The following is a 1,933-nucleotide window of genomic DNA, read 5'->3' as shown; positions in this document are numbered from 1 at the left end:
GAGACCGACAACGACGGCGCCCTGGCGTACTTCCGGCGCCACGGCTACGGCATCTCCGAGCCCAAGCGCGCCCGCGCGAAGGCCCCGGCCGACGACGGCGAGTAGCGCACCGAGCTTGGTGGTTGGTGCGTCAACCGCGTGTCCCGGCAAAGGACATGACCACTACGCACGCGAAGGCCGCTTGGGGGTCTCACGCCGGGTTCCTTTCGGCCCCTGCAGCAGCGCGTCCTGCGCACCAACCACCAACACCTGAGGAGGCACTGTGCTCGTCTACGCCACCCCGACAGAGCTCGCCACCTGGACCGGCAACCCCGCACCAGCGAACGCCACGGCGCTCCTGCGTGAGGCATCGATCCTCGTCGCCGACGCATGCCTCGCCGACATCTACGACACCACCCCCGACCGCATGCCCACCGACCAGAGCCTGCGTGACGCGATGCGCGACGCAACGTGCGTGCAGGCCGCGTTCTGGGCAGAGCACGGCATCGACCCCGCGAAGGGGCGTGCCGGCATGGACGAGATCGTGGTGTCGTCGTCGATCGACGGGGCATCGGAGACCACGAACGCCGCCGAGCTCGAGGCCGCGAAGGCGTCGAGTCTCGATGGCCTCGTGCCGACTGCGTTGCGGCTACTCCGGTTCGCTGGGCTGGCATCGAATGCGGTGCGGTCGTGGTGAGGGAGCCTCTCGCTCGTTGGTGGCGGTGGCCGGTGCTCGTCGCACGGAAGATCGGCGACGGCGCGCACGGTCCCGTGCACGCGGCCCCGGTGGAGGTGCTCGGGAAGATCACGGCGAAGCGGAAGAAGGTGCTCGCGCCGGACGGCTCGGAGGTGATCTCCGAAGCCCGCGTGTCGATGTCCGCCACCACCGAGCTGATTCCACCCGGGTCACTCGTGACCCTGCCGCCGGAGTTCGGGGGCCGGACTGCCGAGGTGTTGGCGGAGCAGCTGCACCACGACGGGGCCGGCCGAACCCCGAACTTCTACAGCGTCGACCTCACCTAGGAGGACTCATGGCCCGCAACGCCCACAGCCCATGCGATTACCCGGACTGCCTGCGCACGCCCTATGACGGGTACGCGCTCTACCGCGTCAACGCCAAGGGCCGGCCTGGCGTGTTCATGTGCGAGGCGCACGCGGACAAGGTCAAGAAGGCGGGCGGCTACAGGTGAGCCTGAACTTCGACATGGCCGCGATCCGTGCCGCCGCGCAACGCGGACTCAACGACGCCGCCGAGGTCGTCAAGCAGGAGTCGATCCAACGCACCCCGAAGGAAACCGGCGCGCTGCGCAACGACTGCTCCACGGCGTCCGGTGACGGTGAGGCGGCGGTGTACTACTCGCTGCCCTATGCCGCTCGCCAGCACGAGGAGCTGGGCTACCAGCATGAGCACGGTCAGGCGAAGTTCCTCGAGAACGCCGTGATCGCGAAGCGGCAGGAAGTTGGGCAGGTCATCGCCCAGGCCATCAGGAGCGCACTGTGAGCGAATCCAGCATGGAGATATCGCGGATCACGATCGTCCGCACGATCGACCAGGACGGCCGTGACGGCATCGAGGTCGAGTCCTGCAGACCCGATGGCGAGCCGCTCATGATGGTCGAAACCCTCGGGTTACTCGAGTTCGCGAAGGCACACATCATCGCCCCTATGGTGCTCAGTACCTCGGAGGGCGAATGACGACCGCGCGCGCACCCGACACCACCGCACTCGAGGACGCCCTCGCGCAACGCCTCACCGCCCTCGGGCTCGTGCGATATGAACCCACCGGCGTCTACGGCACCGGCACACTCCCCGCGGTGTTCTTCGGCACCATGCCCGACGCCCCGAACGACGCCATCGTCATCAACACCTACAACGACGACCGATCCCGCGACGACGACAACCCGGACTACTACCTGCAGATCCGGGGCCGACGAGCCGGCCGCGACGCGCGGAC

Annotated in this window: 5 protein-coding genes and 1 pseudogene; all 6 read left to right on the top strand. The window is 68.2% G+C overall.

The window, feature by feature from the left end:
* Positions 1-262 precede the first annotated feature (262 nt).
* Complete coding sequence (locus A8G15_RS25290) at positions 263-676, top strand: head-tail connector protein (RefSeq protein ID WP_068165752.1); 414 nt, start codon at positions 263-265, stop codon at positions 674-676.
* Positions 673-1,002: a hypothetical protein gene (locus tag A8G15_RS25285; protein WP_068165753.1), complete on the top strand. Its 330-nt coding sequence runs from the start codon at positions 673-675 to the stop codon at positions 1,000-1,002. The genes A8G15_RS25290 and A8G15_RS25285 overlap by 4 nt, the downstream gene beginning before the upstream one ends.
* A gap of 8 nt (positions 1,003-1,010) precedes the next feature.
* A complete protein-coding gene (locus A8G15_RS30840) occupies positions 1,011-1,169 on the top strand; it encodes a hypothetical protein (RefSeq protein ID WP_153811614.1) in 159 nt (52 codons plus the stop codon).
* Entirely contained in the window at positions 1,166-1,480 is a 315-nt protein-coding gene (locus A8G15_RS25280) for a minor capsid protein (RefSeq protein WP_245687998.1), read from the top strand. Before A8G15_RS30840 ends, A8G15_RS25280 begins: the two co-directional genes overlap by 4 nt.
* Positions 1,477-1,674 carry a hypothetical protein gene (locus A8G15_RS25275; protein ID WP_068165750.1) on the top strand — a complete coding sequence of 66 codons (198 nt, stop codon included), beginning with the start codon at positions 1,477-1,479 and terminating at the stop codon, positions 1,672-1,674. The genes A8G15_RS25280 and A8G15_RS25275 overlap by 4 nt, the downstream gene beginning before the upstream one ends.
* Positions 1,671-1,933 (top strand): annotated as a pseudogene (locus A8G15_RS31235) (hypothetical protein); the annotation flags it as partial. The gene A8G15_RS25275 and the pseudogene A8G15_RS31235, both read left to right, overlap by 4 nt.

Source organism: Rhodococcus phenolicus (assembly GCF_001646785.1).
Taxonomy (GTDB): domain Bacteria; phylum Actinomycetota; class Actinomycetes; order Mycobacteriales; family Mycobacteriaceae; genus Rhodococcus; species Rhodococcus phenolicus.
The sequence above is the reverse complement of the archived record's forward strand: the minus strand, read 5'-3'. Positions and strand labels throughout refer to the sequence as shown.